8 protein-coding genes are annotated in these 20,225 nt (G+C 72.1%); 6 read left to right on the forward strand and 2 right to left on the reverse strand.

What is annotated here, in order from left to right:
• Positions 1-154 precede the first annotated feature (154 nt).
• The 5 genes from IE242_RS25515 (at position 155) to IE242_RS25535 (ending at position 17,954) form a co-directional block, all read left to right on the forward strand.
• On the forward strand, positions 155-14,425 hold the full coding sequence (locus IE242_RS25515; protein ID WP_189863147.1) for a non-ribosomal peptide synthetase: 14,271 nt from the start codon (positions 155-157) through the stop codon (positions 14,423-14,425).
• A gap of 5 nt (positions 14,426-14,430) precedes the next feature.
• Entirely contained in the window at positions 14,431-15,054 is a 624-nt protein-coding gene (locus IE242_RS25520; RefSeq protein WP_229859437.1) for a hypothetical protein, read from the forward strand.
• 55 nt (positions 15,055-15,109) lie between these two features.
• On the forward strand, positions 15,110-16,183 hold the full coding sequence (locus IE242_RS25525) for a MupA/Atu3671 family FMN-dependent luciferase-like monooxygenase (protein ID WP_189863149.1): 1,074 nt from the start codon (positions 15,110-15,112) through the stop codon (positions 16,181-16,183).
• 10 nt (positions 16,184-16,193) lie between these two features.
• On the forward strand, positions 16,194-16,730 hold the full coding sequence (locus IE242_RS25530) for a flavin reductase family protein (RefSeq protein ID WP_189863151.1): 537 nt from the start codon (positions 16,194-16,196) through the stop codon (positions 16,728-16,730).
• A 195-nt stretch (positions 16,731-16,925) separates the two neighbouring features.
• A complete protein-coding gene (locus IE242_RS25535; protein ID WP_189863153.1) occupies positions 16,926-17,954 on the forward strand; it encodes a polyprenyl synthetase family protein in 1,029 nt (342 codons plus the stop codon).
• 28 nt (positions 17,955-17,982) lie between these two features.
• Here IE242_RS25535 and IE242_RS25540 read toward each other — a convergent pair whose 3' ends face one another.
• Entirely contained in the window at positions 17,983-18,654 is a 672-nt protein-coding gene (locus IE242_RS25540; RefSeq protein ID WP_189863155.1) for an FMN-dependent NADH-azoreductase, read from the reverse strand.
• A 129-nt stretch (positions 18,655-18,783) separates the two neighbouring features.
• Here IE242_RS25540 and IE242_RS25545 point away from each other — a divergent pair, with 129 nt between their 5' ends.
• Positions 18,784-19,713: a LysR family transcriptional regulator gene (locus IE242_RS25545; RefSeq protein WP_229859439.1), complete on the forward strand. Its 930-nt coding sequence runs from the start codon at positions 18,784-18,786 to the stop codon at positions 19,711-19,713.
• A gap of 25 nt (positions 19,714-19,738) precedes the next feature.
• Here the strand turns inward: IE242_RS25545 and IE242_RS25550 are convergent, their stop codons facing one another.
• The gene (locus tag IE242_RS25550; RefSeq protein WP_189863157.1) at positions 19,739-20,221 is read right to left on the reverse strand and encodes a nuclear transport factor 2 family protein; all 483 of its coding nucleotides are present in this window, start codon (positions 20,219-20,221) and stop codon (positions 19,739-19,741) included.
• Between the last annotated feature and the right edge of the window lie 4 nt (positions 20,222-20,225).

Genomic DNA, 20,225 nt, shown 5'->3' on the forward strand with positions numbered 1-20,225 from the left:
CGCGTTCTGCCGCGTGCCGCCAGGGCAGGGTGCGTTTCCGCACAGAGGAGAATCAATTTTTTGCACTGTCGTTGTCCGCGCCGAAAAACATCGGAGAGGCTGCCGACTGGCCAGCATTTCCGTTCGGTTGACCGATCGAGTGTGGAGAGAGTGAATGTCTGACCCCGAGGGTATTCGTTTCCGCTTGACCGCCGGACAGCAGGGAATCTGGTACGCGGTCCAGAAAGACCCCGCCAATCCGCTGTTCGGCCTGGCGGAGCGGGTCGATATCGAAGGACCGGTCGACGCGGGGCTGTTCGAGTCGGCGCTGCGGCACGTGGTCGCCGAGAGCGAGTCCCTGCGGCTGCGGTTCGGCCAGGACGCCGACGGCCCGTACCAGCTCGTCCTCCCCGACCTCGCATGGCCTTTCCACGTCTTCGACGTCTCCCGTGAGAGCGACCCCGAGGCGGCAGTACGCCAGTGGATCGCGGCGGACCTCGACCGTCCGGTCGACCTCGCCGAAGGCCCCCTCTTCACGTTCGCCCTCTTCACCGTCGCCGCCGACCGCCACGTCTGGTACCGGCGCCACCACCACATCGCGCTGGACGGCCGGAGCACCGGCCTGGTGTCCCGCCGCGTCGCGGAGGTCTACTCGGCGAAGGCAGCCGGCGAGCCGGTGCCCGAAGCCCCCTCCTCCGGGCTCGCCGAGCTGATCGATGCCGACGCCGCCTACCACGGCTCCGAGGCCTTCACACGCGACCGCGCCTACTGGACCGAGCAGTTGGCGGACCGGCCCGAGGGGTTGGGCCTGGCCGAGCAACCCACCCGCTACCCGACCACCCCGCTGCTGCGCTCGGTGGCCACCCTCACCGCGCGAGAGGCCGAGTCGATCCGTGACCTGGCCCGCGAGTCCGGCGCCGCCTGGCCGATCGTCATCGTCGCCGCCCAGGCTCTCTACCTGCACCGCGTCACCGGCCGCACCGACGTGGTCCTCGCCCTCCCCGTCGCCGCCCGCCCGGGCGGCCCCGCCGACCAGGTGGCCGGCATGGTCGCGAACGTCGTTCCGCTGCGGCTGACCGTGCGCCCCGACACGACGCTCGCCGAACTGCTCCAGCACACCGCGCGGCAGATGCACGGCGCGCTGCGCCACCAGCGCTACCGCTACGAGGACCTGGTCCGCGACACCGGCGGACTCGCCGACGGCAGGCGGCTGGTCGGCCCCCGGGTCAACCTCATCATGTTCGACTCCGCCCTCGAGTTCGGCGGCGCCAGGGGCACGGTGCACAACCTCGCCATCGGCCACGACGACGACCTGACCCTCGTCGTCGACAACCGCGTCGCCGACGGCGGACTGCGTCTTGAGTTCAACGCCAACCCGGACCTGTACTCCCCCGACGACCTCGACCGGCACTGCGCCCGGCTCCGCGCGTTACTGGGCGCGTTCGGCTCCGCAGACCCCGAACAGCCCGTCGGCCGCCTGGACATCGCCACGGAGGACGAGCGCCACCAGGTCCTCGTGGAGTGGAACGGCGACGCGACCGCCGTCGAACCCGCCACGCTGCCCGCGCTGTTCGAGTCCCGCGTGCGCACCGCTCCCGACGCCCGCGCCCTCACCCTCGGCGCGGAGCACCTGACGTACGCCGAACTCAACGCCCGCGCCAACGCGCTGGCACGCCTCCTCATCGACGGCGGTGCAGGGCCCGGCCGCTTCGTCGGCCTGGTGCTGCCCCGCTCGATCGACCTGGTGGTGGCTCTGCTCGCCGTCGTCAAGACCGGCGCCGCGTACGTGCCGATCGACCCGGCCTACCCCGCCGACCGCATCGCCTACACCGTCTCCGACGTCGACCTCGCGCTCGCCGTCACCGACCGGCGGTCCCAGTCCGTGCTCCCCGAGGGCACACCCCGCGTGGTCCTCGACGAGGCCGGGACCGCGGAGCGCGTCGCCGCCCGGCCGGCCACCGACCTCACCGACGCTGACCGCCTCTCCCCGCTGCCGCCCGAGGCGCCCGCGTACGTCATCTACACGTCGGGTTCCACCGGCCGCCCCAAGGGCGTCGTCGTCTCCCACCAGAACGTCGTCCGGCTGTTCTCCGCCACCGACCACTGGTTCCACTTCGGTGCGGACGACGTGTGGACGCTCTTCCACTCCACCGCGTTCGACTTCTCCGTCTGGGAGCTGTGGGGACCGCTGCTGCACGGCGGCCGGCTCGTCGTCGTCCCCCATGACGTCTCCCGCTCGCCCGAGAGCTTCCTGCGGCTGCTCGCCGACGAGGGCGTCACCGTCCTCAACCAGACGCCCTCGGCGTTCTACCAGCTCTCCCACGCCGACAGCGAGGACCGCGCGACCGGCGACCGGCTCGCCCTGCGGTACGTCGTCTTCGGCGGCGAGGCCCTTGACCTCGGGCGCCTCACCGACTGGTACGACCGGCACCCCGAGGACAGCCCGGTACTGGTCAACATGTACGGCATCACCGAGACCACGGTGCACGTCAGCTATCTGCCGCTCGATCGCGATACCGCGGTCGCCGGCGTGGGCAGCCTCATCGGCCGGGGCATCCCCGACCTGCGCATCTACCTGCTCGACAGTGCGCTGCGTCCGGTGCCGACCGGTGTCGCGGGTGAGCTGTACGTGGCGGGCGGTGGTGTCGCCCAGGGGTACCTCAAGCGGCCGGGGCTGAGCGCCGAGCGCTTCGTCGCCGACCCGTTCGCGGGCGACGGCACCCGCATGTACCGCACCGGCGACCTCGCACGGTGGCACGACGGCGGCGTCCTGGAGTACCTCACCCGCTCCGACGACCAGGTCAAGATCCGCGGCTTCCGCATCGAGACCGGCGAGATCGCCGCCGCCCTCGCCGCCTGCCCTGGCGTCGCCAACTGCGCCGTGGTGGCCCGGGACGACCGGCAGGGCGAGCGCAGGCTCGTCGCCTACGTGGTGCCGAGGGACGCCGCGGACGTGCCGGACGCGGCGGTGCTGCGCGAGACGCTCGCCGCCTCGCTGCCCGACTACATGCTGCCCGCCGTGTTCGTCCCGCTGGCCGACCTGCCCCTCACCCCGTCCGGCAAGCTCGACGAACGTGCCCTGCCCGCACCGGAGGCGGCGCACGTCGTCGGCGGCCGCCCGGCCCGCACCCCCAACGAGCAGGTGCTCGCCACGCTGTTCGGCGAGACGCTCGGAACACCCGCGGTCGGCGTCGACGACAACTTCTTCGCCCTCGGCGGCCACTCGCTGGCCGCCACCCGCCTGGTGAGCCGGGTCCGCGCCGTCCTCGGTGTGGAACTCGCCGTCCGTGACGTATTCGAGGCCCCGACGGTGGCCGGGCTCGCGGAGCGCGTCGACACCGCGCTCGCCGCCAGGACCGCGCTCGCCCCGGTCGAGCGGCCCGACCCCGTCCCGCTCTCCTTCGCGCAGGCACGCCTGTGGTTCCTCGACCGCCTCGACGGCCCGAGCCCGACCTACAACATTCCCTTCGTGCTGCGCCTCACCGGCGGCCTCGACGTCCCGGCCCTGCGTGCCGCGCTGCGCGACGTCCTGCTGCGCCACGAGAGCCTGCGCACCGTCTTCCCCCAGGACGGCGGCGTGCCGCGCCAGCACGTCCTCGGTGCCGGCCAGGTGCCGGACGCGCTCACCGTCCGGGACGTCACCGCCGGGGAGCTGACCGGCGCGCTGGCCGCCGCCGCGCGCCACAGCTTCGCGCTCGACACCGAGCTGCCGCTGCGCGCGGACCTGTTCCACCTCGGCGGCGAGGAGCACGTGCTCTCCCTGGTGGTGCACCACATCGCGAGCGACGGCTGGTCGCTGCCGCCACTGGTGCGCGACCTCGCCACCGCCTACGCCGCCCGCCGTGACGGTGATGCCCCCGGGTGGGCGCCGCTGCCGGTGCAGTACGCGGACTACGCCCTGTGGCAGCGCGAACTCCTCGGCGAGGAGGCCGACGCGGACAGCCCGCTCGCCCGCCAGCTCGCCTACTGGAAGGCGGCACTCAGCGGCCTGCCCGACGAGCTCGGCCTGCCCACGGACCGGACGCGGCCCGCCGTCGCCGACCACCGGGGCGCGGTGCTCGACTGCGAGCTGAGCCCCGAGCTGCACCGTGCCCTCCTCGCCGTGGCACGCTCCTCGGGCGCCAGCGTGTTCATGGTGCTCCAGGCCGCGCTCGCCACCCTGCTGTCGCGTCTCGGGGCGGGCGACGACATCCCGATCGGCAGTCCCATCGCGGGTCGTACCGACGAGGCGCTCGACGACCTGGTCGGATTCTTCGTGAACACGCTCGTGCTGCGCACCGACACCTCGGGCGGGCCGACGTTCACCGACCTCGTCGACCGCGTGCGGGAGACCGACCTCGCCGCCTACGCCCACCAGGACGTGCCGTTCGAGCGGCTGGTGGAGGTCCTGAACCCTGACCGCTCGCTCGCCCGCCACCCCCTCTTCCAAATCCTGCTCAGCATGCAGGACGACCTCGACCGCGCCCCGGAGCTGCCCGGCCTGACGGCGACGGTCGCGCCCGGCGACCTCACGATCGCCAAGTTCGACCTGCAGTTCGACTTCAGCGAGCGGTACGGAGCCGATGGCGAACCCGCAGGGATCCGCGGCCAGATCCTCTACGCCACCGCCCTGTTCGACGCCGCCACCGCGCGTACCCTGGCCGACCGCTTCGTGCGCGTGCTGGAGGCCGTCACCGAGCGGCCCGAGGCCGGCATCGCAGACTTCGAACTGCTGCGGCCCGACGAGCGCGCGCTGCTCACCGCCCAGGGCACCGGCACCGTCGGGGGCCTCGCCGCCCTCGACACGACCGTGCCGGAGCGCTTCGCCGCCCAGGTCACGGCCACCCCCGACGCGGCCGCCCTGGTCACCGACGACGGCGCCGTCGTCACCTACCAGGAACTCGACGAGCGGGCCAACCGGCTCGCCCACCGGCTTCTCGCCGCCGGCACCGGGCCCGAGGCACGGGTCGCCGTCCTCCAGCAGCGCTCCGTCGACCTCGTCGTCTCGTTGCTCGCCGTCCTCAAGGCGGGTGGCACCTACGTGCCGTTGGACGCGCGCGCCCCACAGGCCCGTTGGGAGCTGGTCCTCGCCGAGACCGAGGCGTCGGTGCTGCTCGTCGACGACACCCAGCCCGTCCTCGAGTTCGACCACACCGCGACGGTGATCCACGTGGAGGACGAGCGGGAGTCCGACACCCACCCGCCGACCGCCCCCGCCGTCAGCGGTCACCCCGAGCGGCTCGTGTACGTGATGTTCACCTCCGGCTCGACCGGCCGCCCCAAGGGAGTGGCCGTCACCCACCGGGACCTGGTCGCGTTCGCCCTCGACGGCTGCTTCGCCGCCGACGCGCACCGCCGCGTCCTGTGGCACGCCCCGCACGCCTTCGACGCCGTCAACTACGAGCTGTGGGTGCCGCTGCTCACCGGCGGGACCGTCGTCGTCGCCCCGCCCCACGACATGGACGTCGCCACCCTGCGTCGCCTCGTCGCCGAGCACGCCATCACCGGACTGCACCTGACCGCGGGGTTGTTCCGTGTGGTCGCGGAGAACGACCTCGACTGTCTCAAGGGTGTGCGCGAACTCCTCGCGGGCGGCGACGTGGTGCCCGGGACCGCCGTGCGCGACCTGCTCGCCCACCACCCGGACATCGTCTTCCGGGACACCTACGGCCCCACCGAGACGACCTCGTTCGCGACGAACCTCCGCGTGACCAGCGCCGACGACGTCCCGGACGTCGTACCGATCGGGCGGCCCCTCGACAACATGCGCGCCTACGTACTCGACTCGGGTCTGCGCCCGGTGCCGTCCGGCGTCGTCGGCGAGCTCTACCTCGCGGGCGAGGGTCTGGCGCGCGGCTACTGGCGGGCCCCCGGGCTCACCGCGGAGCGCTTCGTGGCCGACCCGTTCGGCCTGGCGGGCAGCCGCATGTACCGGGTCGGTGACCTCGCCCGCTGGAACGCCGACGGCGCGCTGGTCTTCGCGGGCCGCGCCGACGACCAGGTCAAGATCCGCGGCTTCCGGATCGAGCCGGGAGAGGTCGAGGCCGCCGTGGCCCGCCATCCCGGCGTCGGCTCAGCCGCGGTCGTCGTCCGCGAGGACCGGCCCGGTGACAAACGGCTCGTCGCCTACGTGGTGCCGGCTGCCGGTCACCAGCTGGATCTCGCCGCGCTGCGCGAGCAGTTGTCCGACGCGCTGCCCGACTACATGGTTCCCGGGGCCGTCATGGCCCTCGAGACCTTGCCGCTGACCCCGAACGGCAAGCTCGACCGCAGGGCACTGCCCGCCCCGGACCTCGCGGGCGGAGCGGGCGGACGGCAGCCGCGCACCCCCCAGGAGCAGGTGCTGTGCGGCCTGTTCGCCGAGGTCCTCGAACCGTCGTCGGCGTCCGTGAGCATCGACGACAACTTCTTCGAACTGGGCGGGCACTCCCTGCTGGCCACCCGGCTCGTGCTGCGCATCCAGGCCGTCCTCGGCGTCGACATCGCCGTACGCGATCTGTTCGACGCGCCGACAGTGGCCCAACTGGCCCACCTCGTCGACCGGGCGGCGGGAAGCCACGTCCCGCTCCGGGCCGTGGACCGCCCCGAGCTGGTGCCGCTGGCGCTCCCGCAGCGCGGACTGTGGTTCCTCAACCAGATGGAGGGGCCCAGCCCCACGTACAACCTGGGCGTGTCCCTGCGCTTCACCGGACAACTCGACCGCGAGGCGCTGTACGAGGCGTTCTACGACGTCATCGCCCGCCACGAGAGTGTGCGCACGGTCTTTCCCGACCAGGGCGGAGTGCCGCACCAGCGTGTCGTGCCCCCGGCCGGGGCCCGGCCGCCGATCGCGGTGACCGAGGTCGTCGAGGCCGACCTGGACGACACGCTCACCGAGATCGCCCGGCGTGGCTTCGACCTCGCGGCCGACCTGCCGATCCGGGCCGAGCTGCTGGTGCTCAGCCCTGTCGAGCACGTCTTCCTGATCGTGATCCACCACATCGTCTCCGACGGCTGGTCCCTGACCCCGCTCGTCGCCGACCTCGCCGCCGCCTACACGGCGCGGCGCGTCGGCAGCGCACCCGACTGGGAGCCGCTGCCCGTGCAGTACGGGGACTTCACGCTGTGGCAGTCCGAGCACCTGGGCAGCGAGAGCGACCCGGAGAGCCGCCTCAGCGAGCAGATCGAGTACTGGGAGGAGGCCCTGGCCGGTCTCCCCGAGCAGCTCGGCCTGCCCACCGACCGGCCGCGGCCCGCGGTCCTCGGCAACGAGGGCGACCTGGTTCCGCTGGAGCTCGGCGCCGAGCAGCAGCAGGCGCTCAACGAGATCGCCCGCACCAGCGGCGCCAGCCTGTTCATGGTCGTCCAGGCCGCGCTCGCCGCGCTGCTGTCCCGGCTCGGCGGCGACACCGACATCCCGCTCGGCACCGCCGTCGCGGGCCGCAACGACGAGGCGCTCACCGACAGCGTCGGCTTCTTCGTCAACACCCTGGTGCTGCGCAACGACGTGTCCGGCGACCCGACATTCCGGCAGCTGGTGGAGCGGGTCCGAGAGACAGACCTGGCCGCCTACGCCCACCAGGAGGTGCCGCTCGACCTGCTGGTGGAGCGGCTCAGCCCCAACCGGTCGCTCTCCCGGCACCCGCTGTTCCAGACCATGCTGACCTTCGAGAACATCCCGCAGCTGACCCTGCGCTTCCCCGGTCTGGAGACCCGGCTGCACCCGGCCAACGTCAAGTCCGCCAAGTTCGACCTCGACGTCTCCATCGGCGAGGTCTTCGACGCCGCGGGCGCGCCCGCGGGCATGGCGGGTACCCTGTCGTACAACTCCCAGCTCTTCGACAGGACTACCGCCGAGACGCTGGTCGAGCGGTTCGTACGGCTCCTCGACGAGGTCGCGGCCAACCCTGCCGTGCGCCTGTCGGAGATCGACCTGCTCGCCCCCGGCGAGCGCGAGCTGCTGCTGGAGGTGTGGCAGGGCACTGAAGCGGTCGCGGAGAGCGCGCGGGTCACCCTGCCCGCGTTGTTCGAGGCGCGTGTGCGGGCCGTCCCCGAGGCCCGAGCTCTCACACTCGGTGCCGAGAGCCTGACGTATGCCGAGCTCAACGCACGCGCCAACGCGATGGCTCGCTACCTGATCGAGGGCGGCGCGGGCCCCGGCCGGTTCGTGGGCCTCGTGCTGCCGCGTTCGATCGATCTGGTGGTGGCGCTGCTGGCGGTGGTGAAGACCGGCGCCGCCTATGTGCCGATCGATCCGGCGTACCCGGCCGACCGCATCGCGTACACCATCGCCGACGTCGACCTCGCGCTCGCCGTCACCGACCGGCAGTCGCAGTCCGTGCTTCCCGACGGAGCGCGGCGCGTGGTTCTCGACGACGCGGAGACCGCGGGGCGTATCGCCGCTCTCCCGGGTACCGATCTCACCGACGCCGACCGGCTCTGCCCTCTGTTGCCCGTCGCACCCGCGTACGTCATCTACACGTCGGGTTCCACCGGCCGTCCCAAGGGCGTCGTGGTCTCCCACCAGAACGTCGTCCGGCTGTTCACCGCCACCGACCACTGGTTCCACTTCGGTGCGGACGACGTGTGGACGCTCTTCCACTCCACCGCGTTCGACTTCTCCGTCTGGGAGCTGTGGGGACCGCTGCTGCACGGCGGCCGGCTCGTCGTCGTCCCCTACGACACGTCCCGCTCGCCCGAGAGCTTCCTGCGGCTGCTCGCCGACGAGGGCGTCACCGTCCTCAACCAGACGCCCTCGGCGTTCTACCAGCTCTCCCACGCCGACAGCGAGGACCGGGAGGCCAGCGGCAGGCTTGCGCTGCGTTTGATCGTCTTCGGCGGCGAGGCTCTGGACCTGGGCCGCCTCACCGACTGGTACGACCGGCACCCCGAGGACAGCCCGGTACTGGTCAACATGTACGGCATCACCGAGACCACGGTGCACGTCAGCTATCTGCCGCTCGATCGCGATACCGCGGTCGCCGGCGTGGGCAGCCTCATCGGCCGGGGCATCCCCGACCTGCGCGTCTATCTCCTCGACAGTGCGCTGCGTCCGGTGCCGACCGGTGTCGCGGGTGAGCTGTACGTGGCGGGCGGTGGTGTCGCCCAGGGGTACCTCAAGCGGCCGGGGCTGAGCGCCGAGCGGTTCGTCGCCGATCCGTTCGCGGGCGACGGCACCCGCATGTACCGCACCGGCGACCTCGCGCGGTGGCGCGAGGGTGGCGTCCTGGAGTACCTCACCCGCGCCGATGATCAGGTCCAGATCCGGGGCTTCCGTATCGAGACCGGTGAGATCGCGGCCGTGCTTTCCGCTTGTCGGGGTGTCGCCAACTGCGCCGTGGTGGCCCGGGACGACCGGCAGGGGGAGCGCATGCTCGTCGCGTACTTCGTGCCGAAGGACGCTGGGGATGTGCCGGATGCGGGGCAGTTGCGTGAGGCGCTTGCGGTGTCCTTGCCCGACTACATGCTGCCGGCCGTGTTCGTCCCGCTGGACACCCTGCCCCTCACCCCCTCCGGCAAGCTCGACGAACGCGCCTTGCCCGCACCCGAGTACACTGCGGCCCGGAACGCGAAGAAGCCGCGCACCCCCCGCGAGGAACTTCTCGCCGGGCTCTTCGCCGAGGTGCTCGGCATCCCCGAGGTCGGCATCGACGACAACTTCTTCGACCTCGGCGGCCACTCGCTGATGGCGGCCCGCCTCGTCAACCGCGTCCGCACCGTCCTGGAGGCCGAGCTCACCGTACGGACCCTCTTCGAGGCCCCGACCGTGGCTGCCCTCGCGGGCAGGCTCGACTCGGCCGCGGGCGCCCGGCAGCCGCTGCGCGCCCAGGAGCGCCCCGACCCGCTCCCGCTCTCCTTCGCCCAGCGCAGGCTGTGGTTCCTCAACCGGATGGAGGGCCCGAGCGCCACGTACAACGTGCCGAGTGTGCTCCGGCTCTCCGGGGACCTCGACCGCGCGGCGCTGGAGGAGGCGCTCGCCGACCTCGTCGCCCGGCACGAGAGCCTGCGTACGGTCTTCCCCGAGGCCGACGGGGCGCCCCGCCAGCACATCCGTGGCCCGGAGACCACCATCCCGCTGACCGTGGTGGACACCGACGAGGACGCGCTGCCCGGGCTGCTCGCGGCGACCGCCGCCCGCGGCTTCGACCTCACTGTCCAACTGCCCTTGCGCGTCACGCTGTTCCGGCTCGGTGCCACCGAGCACGTACTGGCCCTGGTGGTGCACCACATCGCCACCGACGGCTGGTCCGGGGCGCCCCTGCTGCGGGACTTCGCCGCCGCCTACGCCGCGCGCCGCGCCGACCGGGCACCCGACTGGGCGCCCCTGCCGCTGCAGTACGCCGACTACGCCCTCTGGCAGCGCGACCACCTCGGCGACCAGGACGACCCCGACAGCCTGCTCTCGCGTCAGCTCGCCCACTGGCGCACCGCGCTCGCCGGGCTCCCCGACGAACTGGCGCTCCCCACCGACCGGCCGCGTCCCGCCGTCAGCAGCTACCGCGGCCGCACCCTGGAGTGCACGCTCAGCCCCGAGCTGCACCGCAAGGTGGCGGAGCTGGCCCGCTCCCACGACGTCAGCCTCTTCATGGTCCTGCAGTCGGCGCTCGCCGTGCTGCTGACCAAGCTGGGCGCGGGCGAGGACATCCCGCTCGGCAGCCCCATCGCCGGGCGCGGCGACGAGGCTTTGGAGGACCTCGTCGGACTGTTCCTCAACACCCTCGTGCTGCGCACCGACACCTCGGGCGACCCGGCCTTCTGCGAGCTGCTGGCCCGGGTCCGCCGCACCACCCTGGACGCCTACGCCAACCAGGACGTGCCCTTCGAGCGCCTTGTCGAGGTGGTCGACCCGGAGCGCTCCCGGGCCAGGCATCCCCTCTTCCAGGTCATGCTGACCGTCCAGAACATGCCCTCGGCCGGCAGCGCGTTCGGCGGGCTGACCGCCCGCCCCGAACTCGTCGACCTCGGCGCCGCCAAGTTCGACCTCGGCTTCGCCTTCGGCGAGCGGCCGGAGGGACAGGGCGAGCCGGGATCCCTGCTCGGCATCGTCGAGTACAGCACCGATCTGTTCGACGAGAGCACCGTCGAGGCCATAGCCCAGCGGTTCGTCCGGGTCCTGGAAGCCGTGTCGGCCGACCCGCGACTGCGCGTCGGCGACATCGACGTCCTGTCGGCGCCGGAACGCGAGCGCGTCCTGACCGAGTGGAACGACACCGCCCTGCCGGTGTCCGAGCAGCCTGTCCACGAGCTGTTCGCACGGCAGGCGGCCCGTACCCCGGACGCCACCGCCGTGGTGTCGGGCGACGTCGAGCTGACCTACGCCCAGCTCGACGAGCGGGCCAACCGGCTCGCCGCGCTGCTCACCGCCCGGGGCGCGGCCCCCGAGCGCCTGGTCGCCGTGGCCCTGCCGCGCTCCGCCGACCTGCTCGTGGCCCTGCTCGCCGTACTGAAGACCGGGGCGGCCTATCTGCCGCTGGACCCGGAGCACCCGCTGGACCGCATCGGCTACACCCTCGACGACGCACGCCCGGCCCTGGCCCTGGTCACCTCCGGGACAGAGGCGCTGCTCGCCGGGGGAGACGTGCCGCGGTTGGTCATCGACGCCGAGAACACCGCCGCCGAACTCGCCGCGGCGGCCACGGCCGCGCCCGATGCGGCATGCGCCCCGGACAACCCGGCGTACGTCATCTACACCTCGGGTTCCACGGGCCGCCCCAAGGGCGTGGTGGTCCCGCACGGCAGCCTGACCAACTTCCTGGACGACATGGGCCGTCGGTTCGGCCTCACTCCCGCCGACCGTCTCCTGGCCGTCACCACGGTGTCGTTCGACATCGCGGGTCTGGAGCTCTATCTGCCGCTGCTCTCCGGCGCCGCCGTGGTGATCGCGGACCGCGAGACCGTACGGGACCCCGCGGCCCTGCTCCGGCTGGCCGGGGAGACCGGGGCGGACATCGTCCAGGCGACCCCGTCGCTCTGGCAGGCCCTGGTCACAGCGGCCCCCGACCGGCTACGCGGCCTGCGCGTGCTGACCGGTGGCGAGGCGCTCCCGGAAAGCCTCGCGGGCCGGCTGCGCGAGCTGGCGGCCCAGGTGACGAACCTGTACGGCCCCACGGAGACCACCATCTGGTCCACCGTCGCGGACCTGACGCACGCTCAGGGAGCGCCCTCCATCGGCGGACCCATCGGCAACACCCAGGTGTACGTGCTCGACGACCGGCTCAACCCGGTCCCGCCCGGCGTGCCGGGCGAGCTGTACATCGCCGGTAAGGGTGTCGTCCGCGGCTACCACAACCGGTCGGGCCTCACGGCGGAGCGGTTCGTCGCCTGCCCGTTCGGCGCTCCCGGCGAGCGGATGTACCGCACCGGCGATGTCGTCCGCCAGACCGCGGAGGGCCGGATCCACTTCTTCGGCCGCACCGACCACCAGGTGAAGGTACGCGGCTTCCGCATCGAGCTCGGCGAGATCGAGACCGCCCTGACCACGCACGGCGCGGTCGGCCGGGTCGTGGTGCTCGCCCGCACCGACCAGGGCACCGGCGCCCGCCTCGTGGCGTACGTCGTGCCCCTGGCGGGCGCCGCGGCCCCCGACTCCGCCGAACTCGCCGCGCACCTGGCCGGATCGCTGCCCGAGTACATGATCCCGTCGGCCTTCGTCGTCCTGGACGAGCTGCCGCTCAGCCCGAACGGCAAGCTCGACCGCAAGGCGCTGCCCGCACCGGATTTCCGGGCCGCCCCTTCCTCGCGGGCGCCGCGCACCCCGCTGGAGAAGGACCTGTGCTCGGTCTTCGCCGAGGTGCTGCGCCTGCCGTCGGTCGGCATCGACGACAGCTTCTTCGAACTGGGCGGTGACAGCATCGTCTCCACCCAGCTGGTCGCCCGGGCCCGCGCCGCGGGGCTGGTGTTCGGCGTCAACCACGTCTTCGAGCACAAGACGGTCGCCGGGCTCGCGCAGGTCGCCGAGGTCCTCGACGACAGCGCGGAGCGCCGGCCCGACATCGCCGAGGGCGAGTTCGCGCCCACCCCGGTCATGCACTGGCTGCGCGAGCGAGGCGGCGCGATCGACCGCTTCAGCCAGCACATGCTGGTACGGACCCCCGCGGGGCTCCGGCTGCCGACCCTGAACACGGTCCTCCAGACTGTCCACGACCGGCACGGCGCGCTGCGGGCCCGGCTCGGCGAGGACAACCGGGGAGACTGGCTACTGGACGTGGCACCCGCCGGGACGGTCACATCGGCGGGCCGACTGCTCCGTGTCGACACCGCCGGGACCGAGGACTCAGACTCCGCCCTCGTACCGCTGATCGAGCGGCACCTGGACGAGGCCCGCGGCCAACTCGCCCCGCGTAACGGCGAAATGCTCCGCGCCGTCTGGTTCGACGCCGGGCCCGACCGTCCCGGGCGGCTGCTGCTCGTCGCCCATCACCTGGTGATCGACGGCGTGTCCTGGCGCATCCTGCTGCGGGATCTCGCCGAGGTCTGGGCGGCCACCGAGGCCGGACGCGACCCCAAGCCCGTCTTCGACGGCACCTCCGTACGCCGCTGGAGCGAGCACCTGGCCGCCGAGGTCCGCAGGCCGGAGCGGAGGGCCGAACTCACGCAGTGGACGGAACTCCTGAGCGCCCCGGACCTGGCCCTCGCCGACCGCCCCCTCGACCCGCAGCGCGATCTGGCCGGGCCGGTCGCCACGGTCACCGCGACGTTTCCCGCCGACCGCACCGAGGCGCTGCTGACCCGGGTGCCCGCCGCATTCCACTGCGACGTCCAGGACATCCTGCTCAGCGGGCTTGCCATCGCCCTCGCAGACCGTTCCCGCAAGGCGGGCGGCACGGGCACGTCGGCGCTGATCACCGTCGAGCAGCACGGGCGCGACGAAAGCGTGGGGGGCGCCGACCTCAGCGGCACCGTCGGCTGGTTCACCAGCCTGCACCCGGTGCGACTGGACCCCGGCCCGGCGGACTGGGCGGAACTGTGGGCCGGCGGGCCGATCCTGGGCCGCGTGGTGAAGCGGGTCAAGGAGCAGGTGCGGGCGGTCCCCGGCAGCGGCATCGGGTACGGGCTGCTGCGCTACCTCGACGAGGAGACGAGCGGTGTACTGGCCCGGCTGGCGACACCGCGGATCAGCTTCAACTACCTGGGCCGCGTCGCGGTTCCCGACCCCTCGCACGCGGGTGCCGACTGGGACATCGCCCCGGAGGCCGCGGGACTCGAGGCCGGTGCACCGGACGGCGTCGGCATGCCCCATGTCCTGGAACTCGACGCCGTCACCCTCGACCGGCCCGGTGGCCCTGAGCTGCGCGTGACGTGGTCGTACCCGTCGCAGGGCCTGCTGTCCGAGGCGGAGACCAGGGAGATCGGCGAGGCGTGGTTCCGTGCCCTGGGCGCGCTGATCACCCATGTCGACCGGCCGGAGGCGGGCGGCCACACCCCGTCCGACCTCGCGCTGGCCGAGCTGGACCAGGCCGAGATCGACCTGCTCGAGGGAGAGTGGTAGCCGACATGCGGCCGTCCGCGTCCCGCGCGGGCGGTCGCCGCCACTCGCTGCGGGGCCTGTGGTACGGCGCGCACGGGACGATCGCCGAGGGGGTGCCCGCCTGGGCGCGGCAAGTGGCCCTGCTGATTCCGCTCACGGTGCTGCCTTCCGGTCTGTGGCGGATCGCCGAGGTGACGTTCGGGCTCCCGCTCACCCGGGGCGTGGACTCCGGGGAGGGTGACTTGCCGGCCTGGCTGCCCGCCGAGTTCTACGTGGTGGTGCTGTCGCTCGTCACCGAGGGCCTCGCCTTTCTCGCGGTCGGCATGGTGGCCACCTGGGGCGAGGTGTGGCCGCGCTGGGTGCCGTTCGTGCGCGGCAGGCCCGTGCCGCCGATGGCGGCGATCGTTCCGGCGACACTCGGTGCCCTGGCCCTCACCTACCTCTGGCCGTCCGTCGTCATCCGGTCCCTCGCCGGAGACGGCTGGCGTGCCACGCTTCTTCACTACGTCGGCACCCTCGACTGGCGGGCCGCCGTGTTCGCCGCCGCCTATCTGCCGCTGGTCGCCTGGGGACCGATGCTCGCCGCGGTCACCTACGCGTACGCGGTGCGCCGGGGGGCCGTCCCCGGGGCGAGAGCACGCGTTCCCTGAACCGCGGGGCCCCACGCCCCAGATCCCGGACACAGACTCGGACTCGGAGACCACGATGGACTTCAGCCTCTTCTACTTCGCCAACAACGACACGGAGGAACAGGACCGCTACCGCCTGCTGCTGGAGGGCGCCCGGTTCGCCGACGCCCAGGGCTTCACCGCCGTGTGGACTCCGGAGCGGCACTTCCATCCCTTCGGCGGCAACTACCCCAACCCGGCCCTTACCAGCGCGGCGGTCGCCGCGGTGACCGAACGGGTCGCGGTGCGCGCGGGCAGTGTGGTGGCGCCCCTGCACCATCCGATGCGCATCGCCGAGGAGTGGTCGGTCGTCGACAACCTGTCGAACGGAAGGGCCGGAGTCGCGTTCGCCTCGGGCTGGCACGCCGCCGACTTCGCGCTGCGCCCGGAGAACTACGCGACGCGCAAGAGCGGGCTGATGGACACCGTGGCCGCCATCCGCCGCCTGTGGAACCGGGAGCCGATGACCCTGGTCGACGGCGCGGGCGAGTCCATCGAGCTGTCCATGTTTCCCCCGCCGGTCCAGCGCGAGCTGCCGATGTGGCTGACGAGCGGCGGCACCCCGGAGACGTTCAAGCTGGCCGGTGAGCACGGGATGGGGATGCTCACCCACATGCTGGGCCAGGACGTCACCGTTCTCGCGCAGCGCATCGGGGAGTACCGCCGTTCCTACCGTGAGCACCATCCGGACACGGCGGAGCAGGGCCATGTCGCCCTGATGCTGCACACCTTCGTCGGGACCGACAGGGAAGTGGTCAGGGAGACCGTGCGCGAGCCCTTCTCGCGCTACCTGGCCAGCTCGTTCGACCTGCTGGTGAAGGCCGCGGAGGCGGCGGGCGCCGAGGCAGAGGCGGTTGCCCGGGAACTGAAGAGCATGGGCCCCGAGGACCGGCGGTTCCTGGTGGCGCAGGCGTTCGACCGGTACTTCGAGACGAGCGGGATGTTCGGCACGGTCGACGAGTGCCTGGCGATCCTCAAGGTGCTGAAGGACGCGGGCGTGGACGAGGTCGCCTGCCTCGTCGACTTCGGCGTGGCGACCGAGCAGGTCATCGACGCCTTTGACCACCTCGCCGCCCTCCACGGCGCCTGGCGCGCCCAGACAGAGAGCTGAGCTGTCCGGTATGAGTTCTGTACAGGTCGAGGAAACCGTCGACCGCGCCCCGATGACGCCGGCCTCGCTGCGTGAGGCCATGGCCCGCTTTGCCACTGGCGTCATCGTCCTGAGCGTGGGCGGCGAGAACATCCACGGGATGACGGCGAACGCCTTCAGTTCCGTCTCGCTCGATCCGCCCACCGTGCTGTGCTGTGTCTCGCGCAGTGCGGTGATGCACGGCGCCGTCACCGCACAGCGCTGCTTCGGGGTGTCGGTGCTGGGCGCGCAGCAGGAAGAGCTGGCGCGTCATTTCGCCGACCGCAAACGGCCCTTGGGCGTCGAACAGTTCAGGGCGATCGACTGGACGCCGGGACCCCTCACGCAGGCACCCCTGCTGCGCGGTGCGTTGGCCTGGCTGGAGTGCGAGCTCACCGAGGTCCACGCATCGGGCGACCATTCCATATTCCTGGGGAAAGTGGTGTCGTCCAGCAGCGGTCGGGGCCGCTCCGGCCTCCTGTTCTTCGATGGGAGGTTCCAGCGGGTCGATACGACGGCCGCGGCGTGAATGTCGTCCGGAAGCACACATACGGCAGGTTGCTGCCAGTAACACGAGGGCTTTTCGGAACTGCTGTCCGGTTCCTCTCCCTGGGTGTCCGATGACGGACAGGCTCCTCGGAATGCCTGCCGCGGCGCGCCGGAACGTTTCTACGCTCCGTGTGGGAATCCATCGGCCAAGGTTCATCACTCGGAAGGGACGCACATGTCCGCGCTGACTGCGAGGGGGCGAGGGCGGTTGCTCATCACCCGGCTCACCATGCGGGAGAAGGCCCTGGAGCGCCGCGTACTCAGAAGCCTGGAACAGGTGGAGGAACGGCTCAAGGAGTGCGCGCGTGAGGCGGACGACCCACGCCTGGCCGACATCGTCGGCCATCTGATCGCCGCCGGCGGCAAGCGACTGCGTCCGCTGCTCACCCTGCTCGGCGCCGAGTTCGGCGATCCGCGGGCCGCCGGCGTCATCGAGGCGGCCGTGGTTTCCGAACTCGTCCACACGGCCTCGCTCCATCACGACGACGTCATGGACGAGGGCCTCGTCCGCCACGGCGTCTCAAGCGTCAACGCTCGCTGGGGCAACACCGTCGCCGTCAGGTCGGGCAACTGGCTGCTCGCCAAGGCCGCCCAGCTGTCGGCCGGACTGACGTCAGAGGCGACCCCGCTCCAGGCCGAGGCCTCGGAACGCCTCGTCCGGGGACAGCTGCGGGAACTGGTCGGCCCGGACCTCCCCGAGGAGCGCCTGTCCCACTACTTCGGCGTGATCTCCGACAAGTCGGCCTCGCTGATCTCCCTCTCGCTGCGGCTCGGCGCGGTCCAGGCGGGCGCGCCCGCCCACGTGGGTGAGGTGCTCGCAGAGTACGGCGAGCACCTCGGGGTGGCCTTCCAGATATCCGATGACCTGATCGACATCACCTCGCCGTCCGCCGACCTCGGAAAGGAGCAGGGCAAGGACCTCGCGGTCGGAGTGGCCGGCCTGCCCGTTCTGCTGGTGCTCGACGACGTGCGGCCCGAGAACGGTGAACTGCGCGCCCTGTTGTCCGATCCCGGAGGGCTGCGGGGTGAGCGGCACCTCAGGGCGCTCGCGCTGCTCCAGCGGTCCGACGCCATGGACCGGGCCCGAACGCTCATGGACGAGCGGCTCGCCAGGGCACGTTCGGCACTGGCCGCGCTGCCGTCAGAACCAGCGCGGCGGGCCCTCGACGCGCTCTGCGACTTCGTGGCCACCCGCACGGCATAGACCGAGCAACGGCCGACGGCGCCGCGGGTCAGCCGCGCGCGATCTCCCGGGCGCGTTCCACCGCCTGCCGGAGTGAGTCGATGGCGGTCCTCCGGTACGAGGCCAGCTGGGGAACGTAGCCGGACTTCGTCATCTCGGCATGCAGGAACAGCAGATCGTCGGCGAGACCCACCATGCCGAACGCGGCCCGCAGATAGGGCTCCTGGAAATCGTCCCCGTGGCGCGGCGAGCCAGGTCCGTAACTGCCGCCGCGCGCCGTCGCCACCACGGTCCGCAGCCCGGACAGCGGGCCCTTGCCGGTCCGCGAGTCCACGATCAGCGGCGGAATGGCGACCCGGTCGAACCATGCCTTGAAAGTGGAGGGGACGGAGAAGTTGTACATCGGCAGACCGATCAGCAGAACGTCACAGGCGAGGAGTTCGTCGATCAGCTCCCAGCTGTACCGCCAGCTCGCGCGCTCCTCAGGGTTCAGTGCCGCCCGGCGCGCCTCGCCCAGGTCGGCCGTCCCCGCCGTCTCGAGCCGGGTGACCACCTCGATATGGGCCGCGTCGACATGGCGGGCGGGCGTGGCCGCCAGGTCACGGTGGACGACTCTGCCGTCCGGGTGGGCCGAGCGCCAGGCCGCGGCGAACTCCGCGGAGATCTGCCGGGAAACGGACTCCGGCCGGGCACTACAGTCGAGATGGAGCAAAATAGGCATGCCGGACGACCTCTCTGCGATCTCTGTGATCCCTGCCAACTCGTTATTCAATCGGTCAACTCGCCTTGCAGTCTCCTTACTTCGCGTAAAAGTCGGCGACGGTCGGCGTTAGGGGAATAGACGGTACGAATGGTGCTCGACATAAGGAAACTGGTCCTGCTGCGGGAGGTGCAGGCGCGCGGTTCGATAGCCGCGGCGGCCGAGGCCCTCAACTACACGCGCTCGGCGGTGTCGCAGCAGCTGTCCGCCCTGGAGGCGGAGACCGGCGCGCAGTTGCTGGACCGGCGCCACAAGCGAGCCGGCCTGACGGCGGCCGGGCGGCTCCTCGTCGAGCACACCGAGCACATCCTCGTCGGTCTGGAGACGGCGGAGTCCGACCTGCTGGCCGCGACCGGCCGGGTCTGCGGAGAGCTGCGGGTGGGCATGCCGTTCCATGAGGGCCCCGCACTTCTCGTGCCGGCGCTGACCCGGGTCCGCCAGGCGCATCCCGACCTCCGGATCACTCTGGAGGGCATGGCCGCGGGCAGTTGCCGGGAGGCGGTCCGGCTCGGACAGGTCGACCTGGCCCTCGCGGTGCGCTACGACGGCGTCCCCGAGCCGCTGACGCCGGGGCTGTACGAGGAGCTTGTAGCCGCCGACCGGATCCGCCTGGCCATCGCCCCGGAGCAGGGGCCCGGCGGCGACCGGGGCCACGGCACGCCCCCGGACAGGCTCACCGACTACGCCGACCGCTCCTGGGTCCTCGACTCGGACTCCGGGCTCGGCAGACTCACCCTGCACGCCTGCGCCGGGGCGGGCTTCGTCCCCGACGTCGTGGCCCGCACCTCCGACCTGCAGGCCACCCTCGGCCTGGTCTCCCTCGGCTGGGGGGTCTCCCTGGTGCCGGATCTGGCGCCCGACAGGCCCGGCTTCCCGGTCCGCAGGGTCGCCCTCGACGGCCCCGCGCTGGTCCGCCACGTGTCGCTCGTCGTGCGCCGGGGCGCCCTGTCGAGCCCCGCCGTCGCGGTGATCCTCTCGGAGGTCCGCAGACAGTCGGGGGACTCGCTCAGGGCGCGGTGACACGATGCCGGTTATCGGCGGCCGGTCAGCTCTCGATGAGCTGGTGGAAGAGAACGGTGTCGAAGATGTCCTCCATGACGGTGGCCTTTCCGTCGCGCAGCGTCCACGAGTGGACGAACTTCAACCGTTCGGTGCGGCCGCGCACGGATGTCACGTTGCGGACGCCGAACACCACGACGCGATCGCCGGCCTCCACGAACTCCTGGGGTTCGAGCCGCATTCCACCGAGCACGGTGGGCACCTGGGACAGGAAGCTCCTGACGCCGGCGTGGCCGTGCTTGGTTCCGCCCAGGTCGTATGCGGACATGCCGTCGGGGTGGACCCAGCGCACGTCGGGTGCCAGGACGTCGAGGAGGGCCTCCGCGTCACGGCGGTGGAAGGCCTGGTAGGCGGCACGGATCAGTTCGAGGTTGGGTGAGGTGGGCGCGTCGGGCGCGGTGTCGGCGGAAGGCACCGGCTCCTGGACCGGGGCGGGGCGTGCCTGCAAGAGGTCTTCGGATGTGGGCATCGGA

The sequence above is a fragment of the Streptomyces poonensis genome, from assembly GCF_014650915.1.
GTDB classification, from domain to species: domain Bacteria; phylum Actinomycetota; class Actinomycetes; order Streptomycetales; family Streptomycetaceae; genus Streptomyces; species Streptomyces poonensis.

Bases quoted from the DNA above. Each gene is read 5' to 3' on its own strand.
- IE242_RS25515 (WP_189863147.1), top strand. From the start codon at position 155: ATGTCTGACCCCGAGGGTATTCGTTTCCGCTTGACCGCCGGACAGCAG.
- IE242_RS25520 (WP_229859437.1), top strand. From the start codon at position 14,431: ATGCGGCCGTCCGCGTCCCGCGCGGGCGGTCGCCGCCACTCGCTGCGG.
- IE242_RS25525 (WP_189863149.1), top strand. From the start codon at position 15,110: ATGGACTTCAGCCTCTTCTACTTCGCCAACAACGACACGGAGGAACAG.
- IE242_RS25530 (WP_189863151.1), top strand. From the start codon at position 16,194: ATGAGTTCTGTACAGGTCGAGGAAACCGTCGACCGCGCCCCGATGACG.
- IE242_RS25535 (WP_189863153.1), top strand. From the start codon at position 16,926: ATGTCCGCGCTGACTGCGAGGGGGCGAGGGCGGTTGCTCATCACCCGG.
- IE242_RS25540 (WP_189863155.1), bottom strand. From the start codon at position 18,654: ATGCCTATTTTGCTCCATCTCGACTGTAGTGCCCGGCCGGAGTCCGTT.
- IE242_RS25545 (WP_229859439.1), top strand. From the start codon at position 18,784: ATGGTGCTCGACATAAGGAAACTGGTCCTGCTGCGGGAGGTGCAGGCG.
- IE242_RS25550 (WP_189863157.1), bottom strand. From the start codon at position 20,221: ATGCCCACATCCGAAGACCTCTTGCAGGCACGCCCCGCCCCGGTCCAG.